At 61.6% G+C, this 25578-nt stretch carries 24 protein-coding genes and 1 tRNA gene; 5 read left to right on the forward strand and 20 right to left on the reverse strand.

Going from position 1 to position 25578, the window contains the following annotated elements:
- Positions 1–21 precede the first annotated feature (21 nt).
- Positions 22–933 (reverse strand): LysR family transcriptional regulator, encoded by a 912-nt coding sequence (locus HWW83_RS19260; protein WP_096242800.1) that lies wholly within the window; start codon positions 931–933, stop codon positions 22–24.
- 97 nt (positions 934–1030) lie between these two features.
- Between HWW83_RS19260 and HWW83_RS19265 the strand changes: the two genes are divergently transcribed.
- Entirely contained in the window at positions 1031–2032 is a 1002-nt protein-coding gene (locus HWW83_RS19265) for a zinc-binding alcohol dehydrogenase family protein (protein ID WP_033641800.1), read from the forward strand.
- 31 nt (positions 2033–2063) lie between these two features.
- Here HWW83_RS19265 and HWW83_RS19270 read toward each other — a convergent pair whose 3' ends face one another.
- From HWW83_RS19270 to serB, 4 genes are all read right to left on the reverse strand, one after another.
- Entirely contained in the window at positions 2064–3497 is a 1434-nt protein-coding gene (locus HWW83_RS19270; protein WP_176589480.1) for a glycosyltransferase family 39 protein, read from the reverse strand.
- Positions 3498–3630: 133 nt separating this feature from the next.
- A complete protein-coding gene (gene nadR, locus HWW83_RS19275) occupies positions 3631–4905 on the reverse strand; it encodes a multifunctional transcriptional regulator/nicotinamide-nucleotide adenylyltransferase/ribosylnicotinamide kinase NadR (protein ID WP_033641798.1) in 1275 nt (424 codons plus the stop codon).
- Between the two features lie 58 nt (positions 4906–4963).
- Positions 4964–6349: a DNA repair protein RadA gene (gene radA / locus HWW83_RS19280; protein ID WP_004933048.1), complete on the reverse strand. Its 1386-nt coding sequence runs from the start codon at positions 6347–6349 to the stop codon at positions 4964–4966.
- 19 nt (positions 6350–6368) lie between these two features.
- Positions 6369–7346: a phosphoserine phosphatase gene (gene serB / locus HWW83_RS19285; protein ID WP_176589481.1), complete on the reverse strand. Its 978-nt coding sequence runs from the start codon at positions 7344–7346 to the stop codon at positions 6369–6371.
- 110 nt (positions 7347–7456) lie between these two features.
- Between serB and HWW83_RS19290 the strand changes: the two genes are divergently transcribed.
- Positions 7457–8140 (forward strand): YtjB family periplasmic protein, encoded by a 684-nt coding sequence (locus tag HWW83_RS19290; protein ID WP_129993577.1) that lies wholly within the window; start codon positions 7457–7459, stop codon positions 8138–8140.
- Between the two features lies 1 nt (position 8141).
- Here the strand turns inward: HWW83_RS19290 and yjjJ are convergent, their stop codons facing one another.
- From yjjJ to HWW83_RS19360, 14 genes are all read right to left on the reverse strand, one after another.
- On the reverse strand, positions 8142–9485 hold the full coding sequence (yjjJ, locus tag HWW83_RS19295; protein ID WP_129993578.1) for a type II toxin-antitoxin system HipA family toxin YjjJ: 1344 nt from the start codon (positions 9483–9485) through the stop codon (positions 8142–8144).
- Between the two features lie 137 nt (positions 9486–9622).
- On the reverse strand, positions 9623–10354 hold the full coding sequence (gene deoD, locus HWW83_RS19300; RefSeq protein WP_004933059.1) for a purine-nucleoside phosphorylase: 732 nt from the start codon (positions 10352–10354) through the stop codon (positions 9623–9625).
- Between the two features lie 166 nt (positions 10355–10520).
- Positions 10521–11744, reverse strand: a complete 1224-nt coding sequence (gene deoB, locus HWW83_RS19305; protein WP_033641795.1) for a phosphopentomutase — start codon at positions 11742–11744, stop codon at positions 10521–10523.
- 193 nt (positions 11745–11937) lie between these two features.
- Entirely contained in the window at positions 11938–13263 is a 1326-nt protein-coding gene (gene deoA, locus HWW83_RS19310; RefSeq protein WP_033651704.1) for a thymidine phosphorylase, read from the reverse strand.
- Between the two features lie 66 nt (positions 13264–13329).
- A complete protein-coding gene (gene deoC, locus HWW83_RS19315; protein WP_033641793.1) occupies positions 13330–14109 on the reverse strand; it encodes a deoxyribose-phosphate aldolase in 780 nt (259 codons plus the stop codon).
- Positions 14110–14479: 370 nt separating this feature from the next.
- Positions 14480–15757 (reverse strand): NupC/NupG family nucleoside CNT transporter, encoded by a 1278-nt coding sequence (locus tag HWW83_RS19320; protein WP_004933076.1) that lies wholly within the window; start codon positions 15755–15757, stop codon positions 14480–14482.
- Positions 15758–15941: 184 nt separating this feature from the next.
- A complete protein-coding gene (locus HWW83_RS19325) occupies positions 15942–16724 on the reverse strand; it encodes a TatD family hydrolase (protein ID WP_089195452.1) in 783 nt (260 codons plus the stop codon).
- Positions 16721–17839, reverse strand: coding sequence for a patatin-like phospholipase family protein (locus tag HWW83_RS19330; RefSeq protein ID WP_176589482.1), 1119 nt, complete (start codon positions 17837–17839; stop codon positions 16721–16723). Before HWW83_RS19330 ends, HWW83_RS19325 begins: the two co-directional genes overlap by 4 nt.
- Positions 17840–17849: 10 nt before the next feature.
- A complete protein-coding gene (locus tag HWW83_RS19335; RefSeq protein WP_004933086.1) occupies positions 17850–18035 on the reverse strand; it encodes a CsbD family protein in 186 nt (61 codons plus the stop codon).
- Positions 18036–18103: 68 nt separating this feature from the next.
- Positions 18104–18265: a DUF1328 domain-containing protein gene (locus tag HWW83_RS19340; protein WP_004933089.1), complete on the reverse strand. Its 162-nt coding sequence runs from the start codon at positions 18263–18265 to the stop codon at positions 18104–18106.
- 161 nt (positions 18266–18426) lie between these two features.
- A complete protein-coding gene (osmY, locus tag HWW83_RS19345; RefSeq protein ID WP_033641790.1) occupies positions 18427–19041 on the reverse strand; it encodes a molecular chaperone OsmY in 615 nt (204 codons plus the stop codon).
- A gap of 516 nt (positions 19042–19557) precedes the next feature.
- On the reverse strand, positions 19558–21147 hold the full coding sequence (gene prfC / locus HWW83_RS19350; RefSeq protein WP_033641789.1) for a peptide chain release factor 3: 1590 nt from the start codon (positions 21145–21147) through the stop codon (positions 19558–19560).
- A gap of 151 nt (positions 21148–21298) precedes the next feature.
- On the reverse strand, positions 21299–21742 hold the full coding sequence (gene rimI / locus HWW83_RS19355) for a ribosomal protein S18-alanine N-acetyltransferase (RefSeq protein ID WP_033641788.1): 444 nt from the start codon (positions 21740–21742) through the stop codon (positions 21299–21301).
- A complete protein-coding gene (locus tag HWW83_RS19360) occupies positions 21687–22124 on the reverse strand; it encodes a DNA polymerase III subunit psi (protein ID WP_033641787.1) in 438 nt (145 codons plus the stop codon). The genes rimI and HWW83_RS19360 overlap by 56 nt, the downstream gene beginning before the upstream one ends.
- Before the next feature lie 146 nt (positions 22125–22270).
- Between HWW83_RS19360 and rsmC the strand changes: the two genes are divergently transcribed.
- Positions 22271–23311 (forward strand): 16S rRNA (guanine(1207)-N(2))-methyltransferase RsmC, encoded by a 1041-nt coding sequence (gene rsmC, locus HWW83_RS19365; RefSeq protein ID WP_033641786.1) that lies wholly within the window; start codon positions 22271–22273, stop codon positions 23309–23311.
- A 51-nt stretch (positions 23312–23362) separates the two neighbouring features.
- On the opposite strand, the gene HWW83_RS19370 is transcribed toward rsmC, so the two are convergent.
- Positions 23363–24355, reverse strand: coding sequence for an aldo/keto reductase (locus HWW83_RS19370; protein WP_176589483.1), 993 nt, complete (start codon positions 24353–24355; stop codon positions 23363–23365).
- 118 nt (positions 24356–24473) lie between these two features.
- Here HWW83_RS19370 and HWW83_RS19375 point away from each other — a divergent pair, with 118 nt between their 5' ends.
- Positions 24474–25418 (forward strand): LysR family transcriptional regulator, encoded by a 945-nt coding sequence (locus HWW83_RS19375; protein ID WP_089195449.1) that lies wholly within the window; start codon positions 24474–24476, stop codon positions 25416–25418.
- A 72-nt stretch (positions 25419–25490) separates the two neighbouring features.
- Positions 25491–25577 (forward strand) — tRNA-Leu (locus HWW83_RS19380).
- The last annotated feature ends 1 nt before the right edge of the window (position 25578 follow it).

Here is a 25578-nt window from a genome sequence, read left to right on the forward strand (position 1 = left end):
CGTCGGCGTCATCTGCCAGGCCTACTCCCGCGTCAGCTCGCGCGCGTAGTCGTCAAACGCCGAGTGCTGCAATACCACATCGATGAAACAGGCCAGCGCCGGGGAATTCAGCTTGCGGCTCGGGTAAACCAGATACAGTTCATTCCCTTCTGCGCGCCAGGCCGGCAACACCTCCACCAACAGCTTCTGCGCCACCACCTCGCGGCTGAGAAACGCCGGCAGCAGCGTGATCCCCGCGCCGGCGATAGCGCATTCGCGCGCATACAGCAGATTGTCGGTGGTGTGCGCCAGCGGCAGCTGCCAGCGGTAATAATCGTCGCCGCAGCGCAGGTTCCAGGCCGTCCAGGCGCGGTGGGCAATGCAGCGATGCTGCTGCAGCTGCTGCGGGTGCTCGATCGGCGAGTGCTGCGCCAGATAGGACGGCGCAGCCAGCAGATAGCGCGGCGCATACCCGAGGCGGCGGCCGATCAGCGAAGAATCCTGCGGCTTGCCGGTGCGCAGCGCGGCGTCGAAGCCTTCCTGCACCAGATCCACCATGGCGTCGGATACCGACACCTCCAGCGATACGTCCGGGTACTGGCGCTGAAAATCCGCCGCCAGCCGCGCCACCAGGGTTGCCCCCAACCCGGCCGGCGTCGAGATGCGCAGGCGGCCGCTCGGGTTGTCGCGCAGCCGCTGCAGCGCCAGATCGGCCCGCTCGGCGGCGGACATCATCGCCTGGCAGTGTTCCAGATAGCGCTCGCCGGCGAAGGTCAGGTTCAGCTGGCGCGTGGTGCGGTTGAGCAAACGCAGCCCCAGCGTCTGTTCGAGCTGGCTGATGCGCTGACTGACGCTGGACTTCGGCAACCCGACACGCTGCGCGGCGGCGGTGAAGCTGCCGCACTCCGCCACCAGCGCGAACAGCGCCATGTCCTGCAGCTGTTTGAACTCCATTGTTCACCTCTTACGAACACTCAGTTAGATATTGTCCATCTTATCACCCCACTGCTGCGGGTCTACACTGGGGACATCATTTGAAAGGAGCACAATCATGTCGATAAAAGCCATTGCCGTAGACCCGCAGAACCCCGCCGGTTTCATCGAAATCTCACCGGAGATGCCGGTGCCCGGCCAGTACGATCTGCTGGTGGAAGTGAAAGCGGCCTCGGTCAACCCGGTGGATACCAAAGTACATGCCGGTCTGCAGAAAAGCGGCCTGCAGCAGCCGCGCGTCCTCGGCTGGGACGCCAGCGGCGTCGTGCTGGACGTGGGCAGCGGCGTCAGCGGCTTCAAGCCCGGCGATGAAGTGTGGTACGCCGGCGATATCACCCGGCCCGGCAGCAACAGCAGCCACCAACTGATCGACTCTCGCATCGCCGCGCACAAACCGCGCAGCCTGAACTGGGCGGAGTCCGCCGCCATGCCGCTCACCGCCCTCACCGCCTGGGAGGCGCTGTTCGAGCACCTGAACATTCAGGATGCGCCCGAGCACAAGACGCTGCTGATCATCGGCGGCGCCGGCGGGGTCGGCTCGCTGGCCATTCCGCTGGCCGCGCTGCGCAGCAAGGTGAAAGTGATCGCCACCGCGTCCAGGCCGGAATCCGCCGCCTGGTGCCGCGAGCGGGGCGCCGACCTGGTGGTGGACTACCGCGATTTGAAGGGCAACCTGGCGCAACACGGCATCGAGCAGGTGGATTACATCCTCTGTCTGAACGATACCGACGGCCACTGGCCGGCGATGGCCGAACTGATCGCGCCGCTCGGCCATATCTGCACCATCGTCGAGAACGCGCAGCCGTTGGATCAAAACGCGCTGAAGCTGAAAAGCGCCGCGCTGCACTGGGAATTCATGTTCACCCGCAGCATGTTCACCACCCCGGACATCGCGCAGCAAGGCCGGATCCTGCAGCAGGTGGCGCAACTGCTGGACGACGGCAAGCTGAGCACCACGCTGAGCGAAACCCTGCACGGGCTGTCGGTAGACACGCTGACCGCCGCGCACCAACAGCTGCTCGGCGGCCATATGCAAGGCAAGCTGGTTATCGCTTACTGAGTTCGCATCGCGGCGGCGTTCTGCGCCGCCGTTACTGCGGGCGAACAAAGCCGACGCACAGCACCTGCTCGTCGCTCTGCGGATCGGCGCGGAAGGTCAGCGTCTGCTGCCAGTCGAGGCGCATCTTCGGCCAGTGGGCCAGTTCGCCGCCGAAGTCGCTGTGCGCGCAGTCTTCACCCAACCGACCGAACAAGGCGACGCCATGCTGCGCAATCTGCGGATAGCTGATGTTGACGTTGTAGATGTTCGGCCGCGTATGATTGGACCAGCGCGTAATGGTTTGCGGCCGGGAACCGGCATACACCGTCATCCACTGCGACAGGTATTCGCCGCCGACGTAACGCAGACTGACGCCATACCGCTCCTGCCACAGCTGCTCCACTCCAGCGCTGAACGCCTTGATGCCCACCATTTTCTGACCGGCATTGCGCACGTTGCCCAGCATCACCGCGGCATACCCCAGATAGACCGCCAGCGCCGCGCACATCAGCCCAATAGTCGCCGCCCGCAGCGAACGCACCGGCGGCTGACGCACGCAACCAACCAGCAGCGCGGGCGCCAGCATGAAGAACGGCTGCAGCCACTCGGTCAAGCGGCCGCCGACGTTGAAGGAGAACCAAAAGGTAATGATGCCGAGCGGCAGCAGGTAGATCCACAGCAGCACCCGCATCGGCAAGGCTTTCGGCCAGGCCAGCACCGCCCCGCTGCGGCGCAGGATCCACCACAGCACCAGCGACGGATAGAACACCAGCAGCAGCGACTGCAGCATGTCGAGATTGAGCTGCATCTTGATCTGCGAATCCACCCACTTAAAGGCGGCGAAGTCGTGGTTCCACAGCCAGAATACGTTCGGCAACACCAGCGCCAGCCAGATCGCCACCGCCAGATAGAACTGCGGTTGGCGATAGCAGCGACGGATCTGCGGCACGAACAGCGTCGACAGCGCCGCGAAATAGACGAAGGCGAAGGTCGAATACTTCGCCATCATCGCCAGACCGGCGGCCAACGCGAAGGCCGGCCACCAGTTGGCCGAATGGGAAATCGCCATGTGGAAGAACAGCGCCATCCACGGCCACAGCATCACCAACAGGTAGTTGTCGTTGTAGGGAATGATGTCGAAATTGATGATGCCGGACAGGTTGAGCGTCAGCAGCGCCATCCAGGCCAGCGAAGTGCTGCCGCTCAGGCGTCGCGCCAGCAGCCAGACGCCCAACATGCCGATGGCGATGGCGATGAAGTGCCCGCCGTACCAGTAAACGTTCAGCGGCAGCCACGACAGCCAGATCGCCGGCTGCATCGCCGCACCGACCAACCAAGGATTTTTCGGTGAGCCCCACTCGCCGTTGAGGCCCCAATTGAGCGCCTCGACGGCGTCGTAAGGCAGGGTAGGATCGAGATGAACGGTCAGCAGCGTCCAGGCTGCGGCATAGCAGATCAACCAGAGAGCGAGTAAGCGATAAGACATGTCTTCTTCTGAGCGTTATTGTAAAGAAAACCTTAACGTAGTCGCTACCGAATGAACCATGTTTAAACAGGCCTTTAAATGTGCGTCCGTGCGGCCGTTTCTGCCGCGCGATCGCACATTACGCTAATTTTTCTCAGCCTGCGGCGTGGCGCTGGGCGGGCGCATTCGCCAGCCGGCCGGCGTCCGCCGCCAGCAGCTGTTGCACCAGCTCGACACAGCGCAGGAAGCGCTCTTCGTAATCGCTAGACTCAACGTGCACGTACTCGATGTTGTTGGCGCGCAGCATCTCCTCCAGCAGGCGCTGGAACGCCAGGCGATCGGCGGTGCTGCCGAGACTGCGCAGGCCGTCCGCCACCCACGGCGTGTTGTTTTCCAGCAGGATCACCAGATCGAAGCGGTATTCGTCGATCAGCGCCTGCACGAAGGGATGCTCACGCCCTTCGTACTTTTTGCAAAACGCCTGGGTGGTGACGAAATCGGTATCGATAAACGCCACCTTGTTGGCGTACTTGACCGCGAAATCCACGTATTGCGCCTGCCCGAGGGCAATTTTGTCGTAGTCGGAGTACTGCAGCGCCATCTCGTCGCCGCCCAGGTGCGAGAACACGTAATCGCGGCCATATTCCCAGGCGCTGGTGGTGTTGAAGATGTTGGCCAGCTTGTTGACCAGCGTCGATTTGCCGCTTGACTCGCCGCCGAGGATCGCCACGGTGCGCACGAAGAACGGTTTCACCTCGGTCGGGATGTAATCCCAATAACGGAACGGATCCTGACGGATCTGATTGCCGCTGATGTTCATGAACGACCGTTCGGGATCGACCAAAATGGTTTCGATGCCCAGATGCTCGCGGTAGCGCGGCGCATCCTGCGCTTCGCTGGAATAGATGAAGCTCGGCACGATGCCTTTCTGTTCCATAAAGGCCTTCATGCCGTCGCTCCACACGTTCCAGCCGTGCGGGTACGGTTCGATGCCCTGCTCGTCGAACGAGTGGATATGGATGTTTTTCTGGTACTTGAAGGTCTGCAGCAGCCAGCGCAGGCGATCGCTGACCGTCGGCTGTTGCGACATCGAACTGTTCTCGAACAGCTCACGGTCGCGCGGCTCGTCGTGGCACAAGATAACGTGCAGCTCATCCACCTGGCTGCAGGCGCGCTGGATCAGATAGATGTGGCCGGTATGCAGCGGGTAAAATTTACCAAACACCACGCCGACTTTGACCTCTTTGCGCGGGAACTCAAGCCCGAGAAAACGGTGCAGCGCCTCGAGCTTTTGCGCGCTCGGGCTTTTGATCTTGTCGTTCAACAGCTGGCTGAGATAGCCTTTGGTCATGCCGCTGGCATCCGCCACCTGCTGCAACGTGCAGCCCTTTTGCTTGATGGACGTCTTCAGGTAATCAAATTGCGGCATGGCCACCTCCGTTTAGTATGCTAAACAAAATAGCATATCTTTCTCGCCGTCGGCGACATTAATAAAACCCTTCCAGCACGTCCAGCGCGTCCGCCAGCTTCTTGACCCCGAACACCTGCATATTGGCCGGCGGCTTTTTCGGCATATTGCCGTGCGGCACGATGGCGCGTTTGAAACCGTGCTTGGCCGCTTCGGCGATCCGCTCCTGGCCGCTCGGCACCGGACGGATCTCACCCGCCAACCCCACTTCGCCGAACACCACCAAATCGTTCGGCAGCGGCCGATCGCGCAGGCTTGAGACCAGCGACATCAGCAGCGCCAGATCGGCGCTGGTCTCGCTGACCTTCACCCCGCCGACCACGTTGACGAACACGTCCTGATCCGACATCTGCAGCCCGCCGTGCCGGTGCAGCACCGCCAGCAGGATCGCCAACCGGTTCTGCTCCAGCCCCACCGCCACGCGGCGCGGGTTGGACATCATCGAATGATCCACCAGCGCCTGGATCTCCACCAGCAGCGGCCGGGTGCCTTCCCACACCACCATCACCGAACTGCCGGAGGTAACTTCGTCGCCGCGGCTGAGGAAGATAGCCGAAGGGTTGCTCACTTCGCGCAGCCCCTGTTCGGTCATGGCGAACACCCCCAGCTCGTTGACCGCGCCGAAGCGGTTCTTGTGGCTGCGCAGGGTGCGGAAGCGGGAATCGGCGTCGCCGTCCAGCAGCACCGAACAGTCGATGCAGTGTTCCAGCACTTTCGGCCCGGCCAGCGAGCCGTCTTTGGTGACGTGGCCGACCATCACGATCGCCACGCCGCGCGTCTTGGCGAAGCGCGTCAGATAGGCGGCGGTTTCCCGCACCTGCGCCACGCTGCCCGGCGAAGACTGAATGTCCGCCATGTGCATCACCTGAATCGAGTCGATCACCATCAGCTTCGGCTGTTCCTGCTCGGCGATCAGGCAGATCTGCTCGATGCTGGTTTCCGACAGCATGTTCAGGCCGCCGGTCGGCAGCCCCAGACGGTGGGCGCGCATCGCCACCTGCTGCAGCGATTCCTCGCCGGTGACGTACAGGGTTTTCATCTGTTCGGACAGTTTGCACAGCACCTGCAGCAACAGGGTGCTCTTGCCGGCGCCGGGGTTGCCGCCGATCAGAATCGCGCTGCCGGGCACCACGCCGCCGCCCAGCACGCGATCGAACTCGAGAAAGCCGGTGGTGAAGCGCGGCAGCGCCTCAAGGCTGATTTCCGACAGCTTCTGCACTTTGCTGACGCCGGCGTCGCCGGCATAGCCGCTGAGGCGATCGTTGCGCGCCGCAGCGGGCGACGCGGCCAAACGCACTTCCGTGATGGTGTTCCAGGCATGGCAGGCGCTGCACTGCCCCTGCCAACGCGGATAGTCCGCCCCGCACTCATTGCACACAAATGCCCGTTTTGCCGCTTTTGCCACGTCTTACCTCAATCTTTCGTTATCGCACTTCGTGTTTCAGGCTGCCGGTGAGAATACACAGCACGCCCATCAAATCCGCATGCCGGATCGCCACCTGCGCTTTTTCATACACTTTCGGTTTGGCGTGGTAGGCGATGCCCAGCCCCGCCGCCTGCATCATTTTCAAATCGTTGGCGCCGTCGCCGATGGCCACGGTCTGCGCCAGCGGGATCTCCAGCTTCTCCGCCAGCCGCAGCAGCGTATCGGCTTTGAACTGCGCGTCCACCATCGGCCCCAGCACTTCGCCGGTCAGCTTGCCGTCGCGGATCTCCAGCTCGTTGGCCGCCGCCGCCACCAGCCGCAGCCGGTTGCGCAGGTATTCGGCGTAGTAGGTGAAGCCGCCGGAGGCGATCGCCACATGCCAGCCCATCGCCTGCAGCTTGCCCACCAGGCTGGTCAGCCCCGGCATCAGCGGCAGCTCGTCGCGCACCTGCTTAAGGATGTTGGCGTCGGCCCCTTTCAGCGTACCGACGCGCTGGCGCAGGCTGGCGGTAAAGTCCAGCTCGCCGCGCATCGCGCGTTCGGTCACTTCCGCCACCTGCTCGCCGACGCCCGCCAGCTTGGCGATCTCATCGATGCACTCGATCTCGATCGCCGTTGAATCCATGTCCATCACCAGCAGCCCCGGCGTGCGCAGGTGCGGGATTTTGCCGAGCGGCGCCACATCCAGCCCGCTCTCCGCCGCCAGCAGCTTGGCGCGCGGCGTCAAGGTGCCCGCCAGCCGCACCACCTGATAGTCGTCCACGCCCCAGGCGGTGACGATCACCATCGCCGCGCCCAGCTTGCGTTGGAATTGGGTAATGCGCGCCTTGTCCAGCGCCCTGCCATATAACAGCCACCCGGTATTGCCCGCCCGGTAGTCCAGCGGCATCACTTCGTCGCCGCTGAGCGAAAGGGGAAGACCCGGCCATTGAGAGATCTCCGCCGGAAGATCGCAATAGGTCAGACTGTTTGACATCATTGACTCCTGAATGGACAAAAACGCTGCATGATAAAACGACGCATCAAGCTATCCTATCGCCAGCGGTTCTGGCAACATAAAGTGTCCCCGATGCCCAAGGAACCTGCATGGCTCGCGCTAAACTGAAATTTCGCCTGCACCGCACCGCTATTATCCTGATTTGCCTGGCTTTGCTGGTGCTGCTGATGCAGGGCGCCTCTTATTTTAGCCTGAGTCACCAAATGGCGCGATCCGAGCAGGTGGAAGAGCTGGCGCAGACGCTGACCAAACAGGTCGCCTACAGCCTGGCGCCGCTGCTGGACGACGACGGCAACAATCCGCGCATCGACGCCATCCTCAAGCAGCTCACCGATCACAGCCGCATTCTCGACGTCAGCGTGTATCAGCTGGACGGCACGCTGGTCTCCCACGCCGGGGAACAGATAAGTATACGCGATCGCCTGTCGCTCGACGGCAAACGCGCCGGCAGCTACTTCAACCACCAGTTGGTCGAATCCATTCAGGGCAAAGACGGCCCGATCGGCTTTATCCGCATCACCCTCGACACCCACGTGCTGGCGACCGAATCCAAGCAGGTGGACAACACCACCAACCTGCTGCGCCTGATGATCCTGCTGGCGCTGGCGATCGGCATCATTCTGGCGCGTACCCTGCTGCAACACCGCCGCAGCCGCTGGCAGCAGTCGCCCTACCTGTTGACCGCCAACACGCCACTGGAAGAAGGCAATACGGTGGAAGACGATGAAGACGATGCGCCGGAGAAAAAACAGGGAGCGCCTAAGCAGGGGTAATTCAGGCCAGGCGTTGAATGCGTTCGTGCAACTTCTGCAGCTGCGCCAGCATTTGCTCGGCAATCGCGCGGAAGGCTTCGCTGATGTCGTCATGTTGCGCCGTTCGCCGCCAGAACTCGAGAGCCAATAGCTCTGCTTGCCGCCAGACAGCACCGCTCACCTCGTTGCTCAAACGGATCTCCACCGCGTCATGGCGCAGATTGCCGCTGCTTGCTGGGGCAAAAGCCATCGGTAGCATATCGTACAAAGGCGCCAACGTGACCGGCCGCTGCGTTGGCCGCAAGAACGACAGATTTCCCTGGTGCATATCGCTATTGGCTATCAATCGGCCAAAGGCCCAATACAGGGCAATCCGTTGGCAGGCAGAGTGATCGATCACGCCTTGCTGCAATAGCCGATTAGCCGCCACGACCCAGTTGGCATGGCCGCTGCCGCTGAACTCGGCATCCAGCGCCTCCAGCGACACCATCGCCACCCGCCCTTCTTCGCCGATGCGATCAAAGCGCTCTACCTCTAAAAAGCATTGCCGATCGGCACCGAACAGAATTTGCGCCGTTGCGGCAGGCAATCCCGCAGCGGCGATCGTCTGCAACGCCAGCGACTCGGCGATCAGCAAATCGCTCCAGCGCTGTGCAACGACATGCGTCGGCGCCAGACTGAACTTCACCAAAACATGCGCACGATGCCCAGGCGTCAGCTCAGCATAGGCGGCAAATTTGGGTTGTTCGCCACCGGCGGAGGAACCCACCAACTCCCCGGCCAGCGCCTGGACAGACAATGCGGCGTAATGCTCGATTTTATCTTCCGCCGCAACAGCGACGGCAGTATCCCGCATCAACCAACGCTGATAGCTGTCGGCGCCAGGCAGCAAATCGCCAGTCATGTCTTCGCCATAACGGCAGAGCGCCAACAGGCGTTGGCCTTCATCCCATCGCCGCACATCCTCCGGCAAATTCAACTCGCGTGCCGCCGCTTTGCCCCAGGCTCGCCCGAGAAAGCCAATCGGCCGCAGGTCATTCAGATACCATGGCAGGCCGTCATAGAGCTGCCACTCACCGCTGCGCTCATCGCACACCGCACAGTTATCCGCAGGATACAGCGGGCACAGCGTGGCAAACAGGTGCGCCTTGCCCCGTTCATCAACCCGATACAGCGGAAACTGCCTCTCCCCTCCGATCCCGCGTCGCAACGCATAGCGCGTCGCTCTGCCTTTACCGAGGATCAATACGGCACCCGCCAGTTCGCGGAGACGGCGCGATAACGTTGGCTGACTGATGCCCAACGCTTCTGTCAGTTGACGAGCCGTGGCCGGCCCATGACGCAAAACTTGTTCAACGGTGAGCATCAGATGAATAGATTGGTGAATAGATTGATAGAGGAAGTAATAGCGTTAAACGGCAGAAAGGTAAAGCGTTAGCCAAAAACGGCCATGCGGAGTGAATAGATTGACGGGCGGGCGCCATGACGACGCCCGCCGCGGTATTACGCTTTGTCGCCCAGCAGCACGGATTCCAGCGCGATAACGATCATTTCGTTAAAGGTGGTCTGGCGTTCCGCCGCCGTGGTCGCTTCGTGACGCAGGATGTGGTCGGACACGGTGCAGATGGTCAGCGCCTTACAGCCGAACTCTTCGTACAGCTCCGCCGCCACGCCGTAGATGCCGGCCGCTTCCATTTCCACGCCCAGGATGCCGTACTTCTTCATCACCTGGAACATATCCGGATCCGGGGTGTAGAACAGATCGGCGGAGAAGATGTTGCCCACGCGCGCCGGGATGCCCTGCGCCGCCGCCGCGTCGACCGCGTTGCGCACCATGTCGAAGTCGGCGATCGCCGCGTAGTCGTTGTCCTTGAAGCGCAGACGGTTCACCTTGGAGTCGGTGCACGCGCCCATGCCGATCACCACGTCGCGCAGTTTGATATCGTCACGCACCGCGCCGCAGGAACCCACGCGGATGATCTTCTTCACGCCGAATTCGGCGATCAGCTCGCGCGCGTAGATGGAGCAGGACGGAATGCCCATGCCGTGGCCCATTACGGAGATGCGGCGGCCTTTGTAGGTGCCGGTGAAACCCAACATGCCGCGCACGTTGTTCACTTCCACCGCGCCTTCCAGGAAGGTTTCGGCGATGTATTTTGCGCGCAGCGGGTCACCCGGCATCAGTACTACGTCAGCGAAATCACCCATCTCAGCATTAATGTGCGGCGTAGCCATAATTTTCTTCCTTTAGAAATCTTATTTAATAGAAACGTCAAACATCCAAGCCTTGAATTTCGAGTTGCAGCCAGGCAGCTGGCGGGGGAATCCCCAGGAGCTTACTTGAGTAAGCGACTGGGGTTCACGCGTGAAGCTAACAACGCTGCGGCTTGAAAGACAGGGCTTAGAACAGGGTCTTACCGTAATCCATCGGCGACAGGCCAAAGTAATTGGCGACGGTCTGGCCGATGTCGGCGAAGGTCTCGCGGTGGCCCAGCGAACCCGGTTTCACTTTCGGGCCGTAAACCAGCACCGGGATGTGCTCGCGGGTGTGGTCGGTGCCGCTCCAGGTCGGATCGCAGCCGTGGTCAGCGGTGAAGATGATGATGTCTTCGTCTTTCACCAGCTTCAGCAGTTCCGGCAGGCGGCGGTCGAACAGCTCCAGCGCGGCGGCGTAGCCCGCCACGTCGCGACGGTGACCGTAGGAGGAGTCGAAGTCCACGAAGTTGGTGAACACGATGGTGTTGTCGCCGGCCTTTTCCATTTCGATCAGGGTCGCGTCGAACAGCGCGTCGATGCCGGTCGCCTTCACCTTCTTGGTGATGCCGACGTTGGCATAGATGTCGGCGATTTTACCGATCGACACCACTTCGCCGCCCTTCTCGTCCACCAGCTTTTTCAGCACGGTCGGCGCCGGCGGCTCTACCGCCAGATCGTGGCGATTGCCGGTGCGCTGGAAGTGGCCCGGCTTGTCGCCGACAAACGGACGCGCGATCACGCGGCCGATGTTGTAACCGCCTTCGGTCAGCTCTTCACGCGCGATTTCGCACAGCTCATACAGGCGCTCCAGGCCGAAGGTCTCTTCGTGACAGGCGATCTGGAATACCGAGTCGGCGGAGGTGTAGAAAATCGGCTTGCCGGTTTTCATGTGCTCTTCACCCAACTGATCGAGGATCACGGTGCCGGATGAGTGGCAGTTGCCCAGGTAGCCCGGCAGATTGGCGCGCTCCACCAGCTTATCCAGCAGCGCCTGCGGGAAGCTGTTGTGCTCGTCCTTGAAGTAGCCCCAGTCGAACAGCACCGGCACGCCGGCGATTTCCCAGTGGCCCGACGGCGTGTCTTTACCGGAAGAGAGCTCGCTGGCGTAGCCGTAGGCGCCGATGATGTCGGCGTTGCGATCCAGCCCCTGCGGGAAGTTGCCGGTCGACTCTTCCGCCGCTTTGCCGAGGCCCAGACGGCTCAGGTTAGGCAGCGTCAGCGGGCCCTGACGGCCCACGTTGGCCTCACCGCGCGCGCAAACCTCGGCGATGTGGCCCAGGGTGTCGGAACCCTGATCGCCAAAACGTTCGGCGTCTTCGCTGGCGCCGATGCCGAAGGAGTCCAATACCATAATAAATGTGCGTTTCATCTGTGCTCTCCTGCGTGTTCTCACGCTATTGCGACCGCAAAACTGCAATCGCCCTTATTCTCTAAATTTATACCCAATGGATTTCAAGTTGTAGCTAGGCGGCTAGCGCGTGTATCCCCAGGAGCTTACTCAAGTAAGTGACTGGGGTGCACGCGTGCAGCCAACAACGCTACGGCTTGAAAGACGAGGGTCATCACGCTTGAGTGATGCGCTTATACACCACTGGCGTCGCCTCCGGCGCCTTGTCGCTCAGCGTCATTGCGCTGCGCACCGCATCGGCCGCCTGCTGCCAGCTCTCTTCATCGTTGGCGTGGATCATCGCCAGCGGCTGCTGGGAATCCGCCGTATCGCCCAGGCGCGCCATCTCGGTCAGGCCGACGCTGTAATCGATGGCGTCGCTCGCCCGACGGCGGCCGCCGCCCAACGACACCACCGCCATGCCCAGCGCACGGGTATCCATGGCGCTGATGATGCCCGGCTTTTCAGCATACACCGGCTTGCTCAGCGTTGCCGCCGGCAGATAGCTATCGTAGCGTTCGACGAAGTCTATTGGCCCCTGCTGCGCCGCCACCATGCGGCCAAACACCTCCGCCGCCTTGCCGTTATCCAGCACCGCCTGCAGCTTGGCGCGCGCGTCGGCCTCGTCTTTCGCCAGGCCGCCGGACAACAGCATCTCTACGCTCAGCGCCAGCGTCACTTCCAGCAGGCGCGGGTTGCGGTATTCGCCGGTCAGGAAGCGCACCGCTTCGCGCACTTCCACCGCGTTGCCAGCGCTGGAAGCCAGCACCTGATTCATGTCGGTCAGCAGCGCGGTGGTCTTGCAGCCCGCGCCGTTGGCCACGCCGACGATCGCCTGCGCCAAATCTTGCGACAGGGCATAGGTCGGCATAAAGGCGCCGGAGCCGACCTTCACGTCCATCACCAGCGCATCCAACCCTTCCGCCAGCTTCTTGGCCAGAATGGAGGCGGTGATCAGCGGGATAGAATCCACGGTGGCGGTGATATCGCGGGTGGCGTAAAAGCGCTTGTCCGCCGGCGCCAGCGAGCTGGTCTGGCCGATGATCGCCACGCCGACGTCCTGAATGATTTTGCGGAAGGCGTTATCGTCCGGGAAAATATTGAAGCCCGGAATGGCTTCCAGTTTGTCCAGCGTGCCGCCGGTATGCCCCAGGCCGCGGCCGGAGATCATCGGCACATAGCCGCCGCAGGCCGCCACCATCGGGCCGAGCATCAGCGAAGTCACGTCGCCCACGCCGCCGGTCGAGTGCTTGTCGACGATCGGGCCGTTCAGCGCCAAACTCTTCCAGTCCAGCACGGTGCCGGAATCGCGCATCGCCATGGTGAGCGCCACACGCTCCGGCATGCTCATGTCATGGAAATAAATGGTCATCGCCAGCGCGGCGATCTGCCCTTCCGACACCACATTGTCGCGAATGCCGTTGATGAAAAAGCGGATTTCCGCTTCGCTTAACGGCTGGCCGTCGCGTTTTTTACGAATAATTTCTTGAGCCAGGAACAAGGCATCCCCCTGTGTCGCCGAGAGTCGGTGCAGACGGGCGCGCCTGGCGCCCGCCAACGATATCGATCAGTAGCCGCCGCCGGCGGTCTGGGTTTGGTGGCCCAGCGCGGCCAGCAAGCTGGCCAGCAGGCTGGAAGCGCCAAAGCGGAAATGCCGCGCGTCGGCCCACCCTTCGCCCAGAATACGATCGGCAAGTTGCAGATAATGCAGCGCGTCTTCCGCGGTGCGCACGCCGCCGGCCGGCTTGAAGCCCACCGTCTTCGCCACGCCCATATCGCGGATCACTGACATCATCAGCTCGGCGCTCTCCAGGGTGGCGTTGACCGGCACCTTGCCGGTGGAGGTCTTGATAAAGTCGGCGCCGGCCTTGATGGCGATCTCGGACGCCTTGCGGATCAGATCGGCCTGCTTCAGCTCACCGGTTTCGATGATCACTTTCAGCAGCACGTTGGCCGCCTGGCAAGCCTGTTTGCACTGTTTCACCAGCTCGAAACCGACCTGTTCGTTGCCGGCGATCAGCGCGCGGTAAGGGAACACCACGTCCACTTCATCCGCCCCATAGGCGATGGCCGCGCGGGTTTCCGCCAGCGCGATGTCGATATCGTCGTTGCCATGCGGGAAGTTGGTCACGGTGGCGATACGGATGTCCGGCGTGCCTTGCTCGCGCAGCGCCTTACGCGCCACCGGGATAAAACGCGGGTAGATGCAGATGGCCGCCGTGTGGCCGGCCGGGCTGTTGGCCTGACGACAGAGGGCGATCACTTTCTCGTCGGTGTCATCATCGTTCAGCGTGGTTAAATCCATCAAGTTCAGCGCACGTTGCGCTGCTGCGGTTAATTCGGTCATAAAACTCTCCAACTGAGTACCTGGGTGTTGGCGAGCGGACTTGGTTCCATGAAGATAGCGCAGGGGAACGGCGTTCCCGCGGCGGCAACTGAGATCCTTCTCACCGCACATGGCCACCCGCCTTGCGGCCGGCCAGTAATAGCTATTTGAACACGAATGCCGGGGGCGATTCGCGTTCATCGTCACACTATATGAAATAGCACTGTAACAGACCGGAATTATATGTGAAGAACATCACAAAATAACGCGATATCGTTCACAAATTCGCTAAAGAAGCGGCTGAAGATCGCGGATGCGGCAAGCACCCGCGTTGTTTAGAGTATAGGCGGAGTCCCGCGATCGGTCGCGCCGACGCGGGCTCAGCGAGGGCTTACAGCGCCAGGAAGAAGCCGGCGATGGTGGCACTCATCAGGTTGGACAGCGTGCCCGCCGCCACGGCCTTCAGACCGAAACGCGCGATGTCATGGCGACGGTTGGGTGCCATGCTGCCCAAACCGCCCAGCAGGATCGCCACCGAGGAGAGGTTGGCGAAACCGCACAGCGCAAAGGAGATGATCGCCTTGGTGTGCGTTGACAGCACCTGCAGGCCTTCCGCCGCCACCACATCGTCCGGGCGCAGATAGGCGCCGAAGTTCATATAGGCGACAAACTCATTGACGATGATCTTCTGGCCGATAAACGAACCGGCGGTCATCGCTTCACTCCACGGCACGCCAATCAGGAAGGCGATCGGCGAGAACACCCAGCCGAGGATCAGCTCGAGCGACAGCTGCGGGTAATCGAACCAGCCGCCGATGCCGCCGAGAATGCCGTTGAGCAAGGCGATCAGCGCGATAAACGCCAGCAGCATCGCGCCGACGTTCAGCGCCAGCTGCATGCCGGAAGCCGCGCCGGAAGCCGCCGCATCGATCACGTTGGCAGGACGATCCTCTTCGGCGATCAGTTTCATCGCATCGTCTTTATCGTGGGTCTGCTCGGTTTCCGGCACCATCAGCTTGGCGAACAGCAGCCCGCCCGGCGCGGCCATGAAGGACGCGGCGATCAGGTATTCCAGCGGCACGCCCATCTGCGCGTATCCCGCCAGCACCGAACCGGCCACCGAAGCCAGGCCGCCGCACATCACGGCGAACAGTTCTGACTGGCTCATGGTGGCGATATACGGACGCACCACCAGCGGCGCTTCGGTCTGGCCGACGAAAATGTTGGCGGTCGCCGACAGCGATTCGGTGCGCGAGGTGCCCAGCAACTTGTGCAGGCCGCCGCCCAGCACGCGGATCACCAACTGCATGATGCCGAGGTAGTACAGCACCGCAATCAGCGAGGAGAAGAACACGATCACCGGCAGGACGCGCAGCGCGAACACGAAGCCGCCGCCGCCGAACACCTCGAACATCTTGTCGGAAACCAGCCCGCCGAAGATGAACGAAATGCCCTGATTGCCGTAAGCGATAACGTTTGCCACGCCGTTAGACATACTGCCGAGGATGCTGCGGCCCAGCGGCACGTACAGCACCAGCGCGCCGATACCGACCTGAATGATGAACGCCCACACCACGGTGCGCAGTTTGATGGCCCGACGGTTGCTGGAGAGCAGCACCGCAATGGCGATCAGCACCGCCATCCCGACCAGACTCATGATGAGTTGCATGCAAAGTTTCCCTGTTGCAAAAAATAAAATACATCCCTGCTCATGAAGAGAGGTCTGCTATTGGAGTGTTTCGGGGGGGATTATACTGAGCGAGGTCACCCTCGCACCGATTTATGTCACAAATGTATACAACGAGACGCAAATGAAAATCTTATAACGTGACGCAAGTCACGTTATGCAGACCTCAATTCGGCATGGCGAACAGCGCTTGGGTATTGCGTTGCAGGTGGGCGGCTATCTCATCGGCCGGTTCCGGCCGCAGTTCGCACAGCGCGTGAAACACCTCGGCGGCGCGCTCGGGGCGGTTCGGCTGCCCCTGATAGCCAGCCAGCGGCATGTCCGGCGCATCGGTCTCCAGCAGCAGCGCCTCAAGCGGCAGCTGCGCCATCACGGCGCGCGTTTTCTGCGCCCGCTCATAGGTGATGGTGCCGCCCACGCCGATGTAATAGCCGAGGCGGATAAACGCCTGCGCCTGCGACAGGCTGCCGGCAAAGCCGTGCACCACGCCGCGGCGCGGCAGCTGCATGCGCCGCAGCGCGGCGGCCAGCTGGTCGTGGGTGCGGCGCGAATGCAGGATCACCGGCAGGTCATGCTGTTTCGCCAGCTTCAGTTGGGCCAGCAGCACGCTTTGCTGCCGCTCGAACTGTGGGTTATCCATATACAGATCGAGCCCGATCTCCCCCACCGCCACCAGCTTGTGCGGCCGTTCGGCCAGCAGCGCCGCCAACTGTTCCAACTGCGGCTCATGATGCTGCGCGATATACAGCGGGTGCAGCCCCAGTGCGGCGAACAGCGGCGCATGCTCCTGCGCCAGCCGCAACACCCGCGCGAAGCGATCGGCGGTGACGGTCGGGATGATGATGCGCTTTACGCCGGCGCTTGCCGCCCGCGCCAGGCTCTCGGCCTCATGCCCGGTAAAGGGCGGGAAATCGAAATGGCAGTGGGTGTCGGTAAAGGCGTAACTCACAGCGCCCCCCCTTCACCCGGCGGCAGATCGCCCGGCAGGATGATTTTCGGCGCCGCCACCGCGGCCTCCGGCTGCGGCGCCCGCTCGGTGGGCATGGCGATGTCGGTCACGATCGGCGAAGGCATTCTGACGTTCTCCGGCTGGATCAGGCGGCGCGACAACGCTTTTCGCACCTTCATGCCGTCGGGCTCCTGCTGCGCCATCCACTGGCCGACGGTGGCCAGGAAGTAGCGGCCGCAGCGGCGCCCCAGGTGATAATCCTGATTGAGCGCCCCCAATCGGCTGCCCAGCGCATTGCTGGCCAGCGGCTTCGGCGGGAAGATCTCGAAGATGCGCAGCTTGCCCGGCGGCTTTTCGATAAAGCGCTGGATGCGGTGATAGCTTTGCTCGTGATGCTGCAGGATGCGCACCATCTGCTGCAGGCTGCTGTCGCTCAGCCAATGCTCCATGCGTTTCATCCACTGCGGGGTGTAGTACATTTGCGAAGGCACGGTGCGGATCACCACGATGGTGTCGGCGCCGCGGCGATAGGCCTCTTCCACCGGGATCGCATCGCTGATGCCGCCGTCCTGATAGCTGACGCCGTCCAACTCCACGCCCTGACGGTAGAAGCCGGGAATGGCGCTGGACGCCTTGATGGCCGGCAGCCAGCGTTCGCGCTGCGCCGGCAGATAGGTCGGCTCGAAATCGTCGCTGCGGCAGGCGCACAGCAGGAATTCGCGCCCGTCGGTAAAGTGCTGTTCCGCCACGTCCATCGCCAGCGGCATCTGCGCCGCCGCCGTATCAACCAGCCAATCGAGATCGATCAGATGCCCGCCGCGCACGAAGCGCAGCGGATTGAAGAACTGTGCCGAAGTGGTGTAACGGGTGATCACCCGGCGCGCGTAGCCCATCTGCCCGCAGATATAGGCAGACAGATTCTGAGCGCCGGCCGATGTGCCGATCAGCAGATCGAAAGGGTTAAAGCCCGCGCGCTGAAACTCGTCCAGCACGCCGGCGGTGAAAATGCCGCGCTGGCCGCCGCCTTCGCAGACCAACGCCATTTTTCCTGGTCGAAAAGGTTTAGACGCCAGCGGTTCTATATTGCCGAGCGTGATGGGTATTCTGTATCCCAACTTGGCATCCTCAGTGAGACGTTTTCTCCGAGGATACCGCGTCTCGCTCTCTTCCGTAATCCTCTTGCAGCACGCCGACGAGGAAATCATTGCTGCCGGCCAACCAGGCACCATCGCTGCCGGACCATTCGGCCCAAGCCTGCCATACCTGACCTTTCAGCTGTTTCCAGCGCCCGACGATGATGTCGCTGTTCATGGCCGGCCCTCCCCGACGTGAGAAAAGGAATTAAGCTTTGTTACAGTTTGCAGGAAAATGCCGGCCGGCTAAGGGCGCCGACGGCCGGTGAACAGACTGACCAGGAACAGGATGATGCCGACAACGAACACGACTTTGGCGGCCCAGGCGGCGGTGCCCGCCAGCGAACCGAACCCCAGTGCCGCAGCGATAAGCGCGATGACTAAAAAGATAATGCCCCAACGAAACATAAGCTTCTCCTTACCATTGTGAAAAAATTCGCTGCCGTCTACCGCCCCGACAACGGGACATCGACGGCAAATCAGTTTCTTTTTTTGGTGGTACACGTCGGGCCGCCTTGACGGCCCGACAGATGCGGCTTGTTGTTACTTGTTACGGGCGCCTGGCGGGATTACTGCTTGACCACCAGGTCGTTTTTCACGCTTTTCACGCCGTCGATAGCCTTGGCGATGCTTTCGGCACGCTCAGACTGCGCCTGCGTTTTCACTTCACCGGAAAGCTGCACCACGCCATCGGTGGTTTCCACTTTCACATTGCGCGACGGCACGATGTCATCGGCCAGCAGCTTGGCTTTCAGCTCGCTGGTGGTTGCGGTGTCGCCGGCATACGATTTGATCGACTGGTTGGCTTCATCTTTCACGTGCAGCTTGTCGCTGACGGTTTTGACGCCTTCCACCTTGCCGGCAACCGCAACCGCATGCTCTGCCTGCGCCTGGCTGCCGACAAACCCGCTCAGGATCACGGTGCCTTTTTCGGTTTTCACCGAAATGTCAGTGCTTTTGATGCTCTTATCGTCCACCAATGCACTTTTAACTTTAGCCGTTATCGCGCTGTCATCCATGTAACCGTCAACTTTTTTCATGGAGCTATCGATTTTGGCACCGGCACTGTCCGCGGCGTTAGACGCCTTGTTGAGCAGACTGTCTTCGGCCAGCGCAGTGCCGCTCACCAAAGCAGAACCCAAAACAACAGCCATCAGCGAGTGTGCAAATTTGGTCTTTTTCATCGATCTCTTCCTTTTGTTGGGGGCCCCAGCGCCAGAGCGCCGGAACCCTTCAGCCGCCTTCACGCGGCCTCTCGGTAAATACTTCATCATCGCTATACGATTAAGCGTTCACGACAGGAATATTGCAACCGCCGTGCCAACTCCATAAACGCCTTAAAAATCAAACAAAAAAAGCGTTGAGTCGGATTTTTAATCAAAAAACTGTCGCCTATTGACGACAGACTAAGTGACACGAAACGGTAAAACAGTCATCTCATTGATATTTAAGGAAACAGACTGTCTCCTATCGGCAACACATCAGAATAACTCACCAAACAATAAGCGTATTACAGTGATTTACTCTCAAGCAATGTGCGGACATCTCGTTAAAGATAGACCATGCGGCGGAAAACGCAGGCCAATCGCGTCTCGCCTGGGCGACATCGATTCGCAGGATAAAATATGAGGAAGATTTATTAATTAGCGGAGTGAGAATACGGGGAATTGGCAGGGCGCACCGGGCGCCCTGCCGATGTATCAGTGTTCGCGGGTCTTGCGGAAGGTCACGTCAGGATAGCGTTCCTGCGTCAGGTTGAGGTTCACCATGGTCGGCGCGATGTAGGACAGGTTGTCCCCGCCGTCCAGCGCCAGGTTGATCTCGTTCTTGCGCTTGAACTCTTCGAACTTCTTCACGTCGTCGCACTCGACCCAGCGCGCGGTCGACACGTTGACCGATTCGTACAGCGCTTCCACGTTGTACTCGCTCTTCAAACGCGCCACCACCACGTCGAACTGCAGCACACCGACCGCGCCGACGATCAGATCGTTGTTGGCGATCGGACGGAACACCTGTACCGCGCCCTCTTCGGACAGCTGCACCAGCCCCTTCAGCAGCTGTTTCTGCTTCAGCGGATCGCGCAGGCGAATGCGGCGGAACAGCTCCGGCGCGAAGTTCGGAATACCGGTGAACTTCATGTCTTCACCCTGGGTGAAGGTATCGCCGATCTGAATGGTGCCGTGGTTGTGCAGGCCGATGATGTCGCCCGGGTAGGCTTCTTCCACGTGCGAACGGTCGCCGGCCATAAAGGTCAGCGCGTCGGAGATCACTACGTCTTTGCCGGTGCGCACCTGGCGCAGCTTCATGCCCTTCTCGTAGCGGCCGGACACCACGCGCATAAAGGCCACTCGGTCGCGGTGTTTCGGATCCATGTTGGCCTGGATCTTGAACACAAAGCCGGTGAATTTCTCTTCCGCCGCCGTCACTTCACGGGTGTCGGTTTTGCGCGGCATCGGCGCCGGCGCCCAGGCCACCAGACCGTCCAGCATATGATCCACGCCGAAGTTACCGAGTGCGGTACCGAAGAACACCGGGGTCAGCTCGCCGCTCAGGAACGCCGCCTGATCGAACTCGTGGGAAGCGCCCTGCACCAACTCCAGCTCATCGCGCAGCTGCGCCGCCAGATCTTCGCCTACGGCGACATCCAGCTCCGGGTTGTTCAGGCCTTTGACGATGCGCACTTCCTGAATGGTGTGGCCTTTACCGGTCTGGTACAGGTAGGTTTCATCCTTGTACAGGTGATAAACGCCTTTAAACAGCTTGCCGCAGCCGATCGGCCAGGTGATAGGCGAACAGGCGATTTTCAGTTCGCGCTCGACTTCGTCCATCACTTCCATCGGATCGCGGATGTCGCGGTCCAGCTTGTTCATGAAGGTCAGGATCGGCGTGTCGCGCAGACGGGTGACTTCCATCAGCTTGCGGGTGCGATCCTCAACGCCCTTGGCGGCGTCGATCACCATCAGACAGCAGTCCACGGCGGTCAGGGTGCGATACGTATCTTCGGAGAAGTCCTCGTGCCCCGGGGTATCCAGCAGGTTGACCAGGCTGTCGCGATACGGGAACTGCATCACCGAGGTGGTGATCGAGATCCCACGCTGCTTTTCCATTTCCATCCAGTCGGATTTGGCGTGCTGGCTGGAGCCGCGGCCTTTTACCGTACCGGCGGTCTGGATCGCCTGTCCGAATAGCAGCACTTTTTCGGTAATGGTGGTTTTACCGGCATCGGGGTGCGAGATGATGGCGAAAGTTCTTCTTTTGGAGACTTCGCGGGCAAATTCACTAGGAGACATGGTTTTCAGGTTCTACGGTTAGTCCGCCCTGCGACATCATCAGAACGCGCCGATCGCGGCGCCGGGCAAAGCGGTGAATAAAAGATAACAGCCGGGCATTTTCGCCGATTTGCCAACCGGTGACAATCAATGCTTTTTCCGGCCGGGCTGATTACCCCAGCGGCAACGCCATCACGATCGCGTCTTCGCGGCCGTGGGCGCTCGGGTAATAATTGCGGCGCACGGTGACTTCGTTGAAACCGAGATCTTCATACAGCGCGATCGCCGCCTGGTTGGAGGCACGGACTTCCAGCCACAGCGTAACCACGCCGCGGCTCTCCAGCTGTTCGATCAACGCGTTGAGCAGCAGGCGGCCAAAGCCCCGGCGCTGGTGCTGCGGATGAATGGCGATGTTGAACAGCGTGGCTTCGTCCAGCACGATCTGCGTGATGGCGAACCCCGCCATCTCCCCATCGGCGCTCAGCTTCAGGTTAAGGTAGCGATCGCCCTGATTGCTGGCAAAGGTGGTTTCCGTCCAGGGGAAAGCGTGGCTGGCTTGCTCAATGTTGAAGGCCGTGGCCAGGTCGGCCGCCGTCAGGGTAGAAATCGTGTTCATGATGACAAATCTGCTGCCAGAGGGCGCGTTTGGCCCCCGCGTCTTGGGAAAGCTCGGCCAGCGCCGGGCTGTGTAGCTGCGCGCCGGCGACCGCGAGCGGTTCCGTCACGCCCAGCCGCCAACTGTTGCATGCGGTCTCTTCAGGCAGCATCGCCACCTGTTCCGGCGTCAGGCTGTAGGTTTGCGCCGGCGTCAGCCCCAGGCTGCGCAGCACGTCGCAAAACAGCGGATCGTCGGGCGCCGGCTGCGTCTGCGCCACCACCAGCAGGCGCGTCTCGGGCGGCAGACTGACCGCCACTTCGCCCTGCAACACGCCCGGGCGGCGCAATGTCCACTGCGTAATACCCAGTTGTTGTAACAGCCAGTCGCGTTTTGATGCCATGCCGATTCCTACCCGTTGTGGTGCGCCATGCCTGCCATGCGCCGCGCTATGCTAACAAACCCGCGCAGCCCGCGCCAACAAACCCGTCGAACATATCGCCACAAAGCTCTATAATCCCCGGTCTCATTTCCAGGAGCCAATATCTGATGTCTGCATTAACCCCCGCCAGTGAAGTCATGCTGCGCCACAGTGATGAATTTATCGAACGCCGCGTGCTGTTTGCCGGCGACCTGCAGGACAGCCTGCCGGCCCAATTCGAGGCCGCGGACGTGCGCGTCCACACTCAGCAATACCATCACTGGCAGTTACTGAACCGGACGATGGGCGATAACGTGCAGTTCGGTTTGACCGTCGATCCCGCTTTCGTCGCCGACTGCGACACGCTGGTTTACTACTGGCCGAAGAGCAAGCAGGAAGCGCAATTCCAGCTGTGCAACATCCTGGCGCTGCTGCCGGTGGGCGCGGACGTGTTCGTGGTCGGTGAAAACCGCAGCGGCGTGCGCAGCGCCGAGCCAACGCTGGAAGGCCACGTCACGCTGGTGAAAATCGACAGCGCGCGCCGCTGTGGCCTGTATCACGGCCGCCTGGACGCGCAGACCGAGTTCGACCTGAACGACTGGTGGGACAGCTATCAGCTGCACGATCTGGAAGTGAAAACGCTGCCGGGCGTGTTCAGCCGCGACGGTCTGGACGTCGGCAGCTCGCTGCTGCTGTCGACGCTGGAAAAACACATGAAAGGCAAGGTGCTGGACATCGGCTGCGGCGCCGGCGTCATGGCCTCGGTAATGTCCAAGCTGTCGCCGAAAGTCAAATTGACCCTCAGCGACGTCAACGCCGCCGCGGTGGAATCCAGCCGCGCGACGCTGGCCGCCAACGGCATCGAAGGGGAAGTGATCGTCAGCAACGTTTACTCCGACATCACCGGCCGTTTCGACATGATCATCTCCAACCCGCCGTTCCACGACGGGCTGCAGACCAGCCTGACCGCCGCCGAAACTCTGATCCGCGGCGCGGTGAAGCACCTGCCGATCGGTGGCCAACTGCGCATTGTCGCCAACGCCTTCCTGCCATACCCGGACATTCTGGACGCCACCTTCGGCAGCCACGAAGTGCTGGCGCAGAACGGCCGCTTCAAGGTGTACCAGGCGACCGTCGGCCGTCCGCCGCGCGCGCCGAAGAAGAAATAATTCGCCGTTGGCGGAAAACGACAGAGCGCGGCCTGCAGGCCGCGCTTTTTTTTAACCGTTGATGTAGGTCATCGACTCCGCGCCGTAGCGATCGCCGGCCGCCGCGCTCAGCGGGAACACCGCTTCAATCGCCGCCAGCTCAGCCGCGCTCAGCGTTATCTCCGCCGCCGCGACGTTCTCTTCAAGGTAACGACGGCGTTTGGTGCCGGGGATCGGCACGACGTGTTCCCCCTGCGCCAACACCCAGGCCAGCGCCAGCTGCGAAGGTTTAACGCCCTTCTGCGCCGCCAGCTCGCTCACCTTCTCCACCAGCGCCAGATTGCGGCTGAAGTTTTCCCCCTGGAAGCGCGGGTTGCTGCGGCGGAAGTCGTCCTCGGCCAGATCCTCCGGCCGCTGGATAGCGCCGGTGAGGAAACCGCGCCCTAACGGGCTGTAGGGCACAAAGCCGATGCCCAGGCGCTCGCAGGCCGCCAGCACGCCCTGCTCGGCGTCGCGCGTCCACAGCGAATATTCGGTCTGCAGCGCGGTGATCGGATGCACCTTGTGCGCCCGCTCCAGCGTGGCGACCGACGCCTCGCTCAGGCCGATGTGGCGGATCTTGCCTTCGCGGATCAGATCCGCCATCGTGCCCACGACGTCCTCGATCGGCACCTGCGGATCGACCCGGTGCTGATAATAAAGATCGATCTCCTCCACGCCCAAGCGCCGCAGGCTGCCCTCGACGGAGCGCCGGATATACTCGGGCCGGCTGCTGACGCCGCGCGCCAAAGGATCCGCCGGATCGCGCAGAATGCCGAACTTGGTGGCCAGGAACACCTGTTGCCGCTTGCCTTTGATCGCTTCCCCCACCAGCTCTTCGTTGGTGTGCGGGCCATACATGTCGGCGGTGTCGAGCAGCGTGACGCCCAGCTCCAGCGCCCGGTGCAGCGTGGCGATGGCTTCCTGCCGATCGGCGCCGGTGGAGTAGAAGTCGCTCATGCCCATGCATCCCAACCCCAGGGCGGAGACGACGGGACCGTGGGAACCGAGTTTACGTTGTTGCATTGTGCTGCCCTCATGCGGTGAATGGATAACGCAGCAAAGTCTGGTTGTTTACTCGACAAAGATAAATAATGCAGATTGCACATCACTGTTCAAAAATCACCAACAATCCGGAGTGGACATGGATCAGGTTCAAGCCATGCGCATTTTTACCCGCATCGTCGAACTGGGCAGCTTCAGCCGGGCGGCCGAACGCCTGCAGCTGCCGCGCGCCACGGTCAGCAACGCGCTGAAACGGCTGGAACAGCGGCTGGGCGTACGCCTGCTGATCCGCACCACCCGCCAGGTGCAGGTGACCAGCGAAGGCAGTCTCTACTATCAACGCTGCGTGCAGTTGCTGGGCGCGCTGGAGGAGGCGGACACGCTGTTCAGCCACCATAAGCTGCAGCCGTCCGGCAAAGTGCGCATCGATATGCCCCATTCGCTGGCGCGCGAGGTCGTCATTCCGGCGCTGGACGACTTCTACCGGCGCTATCCCGACATCACGCTGGCGCTGGGCGCCAACGACACCCACGTCGATCTGCTGCGCGAAGGCGTGGACTGCGTGCTGCGCGCCTGGGAAACCGAAGACGACAGCCTGGTGGCGCGGCGGATCGCCCAGCTGCCGCAGGTCACCTGCGCTTCCCCCGCTTACCTGCAGGCCCAAGGTACGCCGCTCGACATCGATAGCCTGGCGCCGCACCGCGCGGTGGGGTATTTTTCGCTGGCCAGCAACCGCGATTACCCGCTGGAGTTTTGCCGCGGCGGCAAGCTGGAACTGCGCGAACTGCCCGCCCGGCTGAGCGTCAGCGGCGCCGACGCCTATATCGCCGGCGCGCGTGCCGGCATGGGATTGATACAGGCGGCGCGCTATTCGCTTGCCCCTTGGCTGGAACAGGGCGAACTGGTGGAAGTGCTGGCGGAAACGCCACCTCCGCCGATGCCGATTTACATCATGTATCCGCCCGGCCGTTTCCTGGCGCCGCGGGTCAGAGTGTTGATTGATTGGCTGATTTGGCTGTTTGACCAGCAGAAAAGCGGCGATATGGCTGTTTTTCCAGCAAACGCCCGCAAAGCGGGGAAATAACTGTTGACGTGTCCGCCAAAATCTCTAGAATTCGCCTCCGTGGTAACGTTACTCCGGTAATGTTTCTGGTACGCGAAGGTGGCGGAATTGGTAGACGCGCTAGCTTCAGGTGTTAGTGTCCTTACGGACGTGAGGGTTCAAGTCCCTCTCTTCGCACCAA

The organism is Serratia ureilytica (genome assembly GCF_013375155.1).
Classification (GTDB): Bacteria; Pseudomonadota; Gammaproteobacteria; order Enterobacterales; family Enterobacteriaceae; genus Serratia; species Serratia ureilytica.